5 protein-coding genes are annotated in these 4,767 nt (G+C 54.0%); all 5 read left to right on the top strand.

The genetic code is table 11. From position 1 onward, the window contains the following. Positions 1 to 393 (top strand): LPXTG cell wall anchor domain-containing protein (locus NXS99_RS09165; protein ID WP_310593312.1); only part of this gene is annotated, 393 nt, incomplete at its 5' end. Between the two features lie 253 nt (positions 394 to 646). Beyond that, complete coding sequence (locus NXS99_RS09110; RefSeq protein ID WP_259288361.1) at positions 647 to 1,627, top strand: hypothetical protein; 981 nt, start codon at positions 647 to 649, stop codon at positions 1,625 to 1,627. 253 nt (positions 1,628 to 1,880) lie between these two features. Continuing rightward, positions 1,881 to 3,164, top strand: a complete 1,284-nt coding sequence (gene mshA / locus NXS99_RS09105) for a D-inositol-3-phosphate glycosyltransferase (protein WP_259288360.1) — start codon at positions 1,881 to 1,883, stop codon at positions 3,162 to 3,164. Positions 3,165 to 3,230: 66 nt separating this feature from the next. Beyond that, a complete protein-coding gene (locus tag NXS99_RS09100; RefSeq protein ID WP_259288359.1) occupies positions 3,231 to 3,485 on the top strand; it encodes a hypothetical protein in 255 nt (84 codons plus the stop codon). After that, positions 3,482 to 4,537 (top strand): S1 family peptidase, encoded by a 1,056-nt coding sequence (locus NXS99_RS09095; protein ID WP_259288358.1) that lies wholly within the window; start codon positions 3,482 to 3,484, stop codon positions 4,535 to 4,537. The genes NXS99_RS09100 and NXS99_RS09095 overlap by 4 nt, the downstream gene beginning before the upstream one ends. The last annotated feature ends 230 nt before the right edge of the window (positions 4,538 to 4,767 follow it).

Genomic DNA, 4,767 nt, shown 5'->3' with positions numbered 1-4,767 from the left:
CCTGGTGGTTCTTCTGAGGTGCCTGATTGGGTGAAGAAGGTTATTCCGTTTACTCCGTTGCTGCTGATCCCACTGCTTGGTGGTATTGCTGGTTCGTCGGGTACGCCTGTTGTTCCTGGTTCTTCTGATGCACTCAAGGGCAATGGCTCCTCGAACGCTGGTAACGGTGCTGGCAATACCGGTAATGGAACTTCGAACACTGCTCCTAACGCTGGTAACAGCGCGAGCGCACCGGCATCGAATGGTTCCGGTTACTCGAAGGGTGTTTCAAAGGCAACTGGTCTTGCAAACACTGGTGTTTCTGGTGTGACTGCTGCGTTTGCACTTGCGATCATGGCTATGATTGCTGGTCTAGGCGTATTGGTCCTGCGTCGTAAGAATGAATCCGAATAATTCGGCTAACTTTTAACTACGTATAAGCGTGGGTTCGTAATGGATTGTCATTACGAACCCACGCTTTCGTTTGTCATGATCAGTCGTGGATTTGTGTCAGGGCTACGTTACTGGCGTTAACTGATGCAGATCTTTACATTTGTTGAGTAATTACTTAGATAAATATGAAAATTTGTATCAATAATGAGTTTGTATTACCATTGCTTCGGCTATGACACCTATCTATTAGGTTCCATGTTTTAGGAAGGTATATATGGCAAACAAGAATCGTTGGGCTAAGTACGTTTTGAACCCAACAGTTGTAGTATTCAGCACTCTCGCACTCATCGGGGGCGTTAGCCCAGTAGCTCAAGCGCAAACAACTCAAGCGTCTGAGAATAATACGTACAGTATTCCTTGTGATGTTGATGGTGAGACACCAGCTGCTTGTACTCTAGATATTAAAGGTAAAGCTCAGCATTCTACTGATGCTGACATTGAAGATTTACCATTGCTGCCTAGCGAAATGTTCGATGGTATTGGCGAAGCTGTCTTCTCGTTGGAGCTCGGTGATAAGACAGTAAAGGCTGGCGAGAAGCTCGAAGTGACTCGCGAGATCGCTCCTGGTGTCACTGCTACTGCAACCTATGAGGTTGCTGACAATGGCGTTGTGACCTTCACTCCAGGTGAGAACTTTGTCGGTGAAGCTGCTAAGGTGACCGTTGTTGCAACGGTTGCTCCTGATGATGCATACGAAGGAACGTATCAGGCAGTTGTAGTTCCTGTTCTTGAGGATGTAACTGTTGCTGGTGAGCCTGGCAAACCTGTTGATTTGCCTTTTGACCTTAACACTGGCGTTGATCCAAGTTCGCTTCGTTTCGGTGACGATCTAAACTCTGCAACCACCAGCAAAACAGTTGAAGGTGAAGGCGAGTGGACCGTTAATCCGAAAGACGGCACTGTAACCTTTACTCCAGAATCTGGTTTCACCAAGGCTCCAACTCCTGTTGCATACATTGGTAAATCACGGGACGGCGTTCCAGCATTCCCAGGCACCTTGACTGTAACTGTTGCTGATAAGGCTCCAGTTGCTGGCGGTTCTGCTGAGGCTGGCGAGTGGATTAAGAAGATTATTCCGTTTACTCCATTGCTGCTGATTCCGCTGCTTGGTGGTATTTTCGGTTCTTCGGATAATCCTGTTGTTTCTTTCATTCAGTCACAGCTGTTGCGTTTGCGAGCCATGCTCAACGTGTAGCTTCTGGTTTGGATGGCAGAGAACATTATTACTGCCCCAACCACTGGTGTGACCGCTGCGTTTCACTTGCGATCAGGGATATAATCTCTGGTCTGAGCGTATTGGTTGTGCTCCGAGGAAAGAAACACTAATTTCCTAAATTGAGGAAAACGGTGAGGTGATTGATGTCATCTCACCGCTTTTCTTTGTGTTGAAGGCGTGCAAGGCGGCGTCGTAAAGCAAGAATGCAAAGGAGGTATTACACTTAGAAAGTATGCGCGTCGCAATGATTTCAGTTCACACTTCTCCCCTGCAGCAACCGGGAATTGGCGATGCGGGCGGCATGAACGTTTATATTGTGAATATTGCTCGTGAGCTGGCACGACGCGGGATTCAAGTGGATATTTTCACTCGCGTGACGCATGTCGAGCAACCTCAAATTGTTGAAATTGCGCGCAATTTACGTGTGATTCATATTCTTGCCGGGCCGTATGAGGGCATCAGCAAAGAGGACCTGCCCACCCAAATGGTAGCGTTCGCGCTCGGCATGCTCGATTTTTGCGACCAACAGCAGGCCGCCTACGATCTCCTGCACACTCATTATTGGCTATCCGGGCAGGTAGGATGGCTGCTGCGGCGAATCTGGGGTATTCCCTTAATACATACGGCCCACACGCTCGCGGCGGTTAAAAACCACCACAATGCCGACACCACTCAGCACGAAAGCGAAGCGCGCCGCATCTGCGAACAGCAGCTTGTCGATCACGCCGACATGCTCGTGGTCAATACTGCGGAGGAGACGAATGATCTGATCCGCCACTATCACGCCAGTATTAAGAAAATCTCGGTCATTATGCCTGGTAGTGACATTGAGGTTTTCGCTCCGGTTACCGCTGGGCTTGGCGGCGCCGCGGCTGCTGGCGGTGGGTCCGACGATGTCGCCGACGACATTGCCGCTGGCACCGCACACGCCCGCCGTATATTAGGGATTCCTATGGACGCCAAAGTAGTCGGCTTTGTTGGCCGACTGCAGGAATTCAAAGGCCCGCAAGTGCTACTCGAAGCGCTGGCTTTGATTGTGCGCAATGATCCTCATGCGAATGTGCACGCTCTGATCTGCGGCGGTGCGTCGGGGGCGTCCTCCTCGGCTGAGCAGTACGCTGCCCTCGTCGAAAAGCTGGGCCTGCAGCAGCACGTCCGATTCCTTGAGCCGCGCCCGCCTGCAGAACTCGTCGAAATCTACCGTGCCATCGACGTTTTGGCTGTTCCGAGCTACAACGAGTCCTTTGGCCTGGTCGCCATCGAGGCGCAGGCTAGCGGCACGCCGGTCGTTGCGGCGCAGGTCGGCGGCTTGCCGATCGCGGTCCAAGACGGCCACACCGGCCTGCTCGTCCCTGGCCACGACCCTCACGACTGGGCTGACCAGCTCCAACACCTCCTCACTAACGACGCTTTACGACGCACCATGGCCTGCAACGCCGTCGCTCACGCCCGAAACTTCTCCTGGGAAGCCTCCGTCGATGCTCTCGAGCGCGCCTACCGGGCCTGCCTGCGCTAACCCAACCTCGAAAGCGAACGTGTCATGTGGAAAAAGATATGTGTAGCAACGGCTTGCTTCCTTGCGATGCAAGCCCCAATGGTGGTGGCGCAACCGGTTGCCACTCCGGAACAACTCTCGCGAATCCTCTACGAACACGAGGCTCAAGCCCTCTACCGCGACCAAGTTTTCCTTAATAGGGAACTTGCCAAGCGGCAGGCGGAGCTCCAGGCGAAACGCGCTCAACAAGGCAGCTCGTGGGGCATTTGGGTTGGAGTTGTGGGGGCGATGGTGGGGGTCGCAACGATATTGCTCCCCTTATTAAGGAAATTTGGGCGATGAAACGCGCGATTTTCAGCATGATTATTGCGCTCGGGGTAGGGCTTGGCGGTGTCGCGCACGCTGAACCCATATTAGGGAACGTGCAACAAGGCGACCGGCTCACCATTACCACCGACAACCTCGAACTCCAGTGCACCGCCGGCTATGTCGACGCCGCCAACGCGCGCATCTGGGTCGCCGGGCATTGCGGCGCACATGGCAGTGACGTGTACGACACCGCCGGCAACCACATCGGCACCCTCCAGCACATCTTCCAGCGCACCACGCAACTGCAAACCCTCAACGACATCGAGCGCCACCGCCAGGAACCGAACTACGTGCTTTATGACATCGCGTATGTCCAGGCCAACCCCACCACCGTATTAAGGAAAAATATCTACTCCGGCGACCGCCCCTATAGCCCTCACCTCGGCGAAGATGTCTGCCGCTACGGTGCCACCACCAACGCAATTCACTGCGCACCGGTCATCTACATTAACCAGCACATCCTGTTCGCCCAGCTCGACAGCCAGTCCGGCGACTCTGGCGGCCCGATTTGGACCCCTGGCAAAGGCTACGTGGGGCAGCTCATCGCCACCGAATTCTTTCACGACGGCGTTCGGCAAGAATCGTACGACATCGTGCACCGCGAAGACTTCTCCCTATTAAGGAAAATCGAGGAAGGCCAAGACCGCCGGCCGCACAAATCCGAGCTCCAAGAATCGCGATCTCCTATTAAGAAAACTCTCGCGGAGGCTTTCGGCGCCGACTCCCCCACCGCCGCCGAGCTCACCCGTATTAAAGAAACTCTCGCCGCCGAAGCCCGGCCCACCGCCCTGCTGACCGCTGACGAATACCGCCAGCGCTACAGCGAACTCCTAGCAACCCAAGACGCCATCCGCGAGCTTGACGACGCCAACACCAAAGCCAAAATACACAACATTGTCGGCACTGTTGTCGGCGTGGTGATCGCCACGCTCGGTTTCGTGCTGCAATGGTTCCTTAATACGGGGATCGAGATTCCAGCCCTGCGTCAACTTGCAGAGGGTGTAGCGTTGGGGGCACCCTATTAAGGGAATCAGATTCCTTTTCCCCAGCACGCCTCGCCGAACACAGACGCCCGCTTCTTATTAGACTCTCGGAAGACCCAGTTTGGTTCCCATTTCCGACTGTGATATTTCACCTACCGTTTCGCCTCGCATGACGTGTGGATTGTTTGTACGCTGCAGGCTATGAACATTCTGGGCACCGTCGCAAAGCTTGCCAGCGAAGCTGTGGCATTAATCCAAGCTGTCAGCCGCAG

Source organism: Corynebacterium sp. HS2168-gen11 (assembly GCF_024834075.1).
Classification (GTDB): domain Bacteria; phylum Actinomycetota; class Actinomycetes; order Mycobacteriales; family Mycobacteriaceae; genus Corynebacterium.
The sequence above is the reverse complement of the archived record's forward strand: the minus strand, read 5'-3'. Positions and strand labels throughout refer to the sequence as shown.

Bases quoted from the DNA above. Each gene is read 5' to 3' on its own strand.
- NXS99_RS09110 (WP_259288361.1), top strand. From the start codon at position 647: ATGGCAAACAAGAATCGTTGGGCTAAGTACGTTTTGAACCCAACAGTT.
- mshA (WP_259288360.1), top strand. From the start codon at position 1,881: ATGCGCGTCGCAATGATTTCAGTTCACACTTCTCCCCTGCAGCAACCG.
- NXS99_RS09100 (WP_259288359.1), top strand. From the start codon at position 3,231: ATGCAAGCCCCAATGGTGGTGGCGCAACCGGTTGCCACTCCGGAACAA.
- NXS99_RS09095 (WP_259288358.1), top strand. From the start codon at position 3,482: ATGAAACGCGCGATTTTCAGCATGATTATTGCGCTCGGGGTAGGGCTT.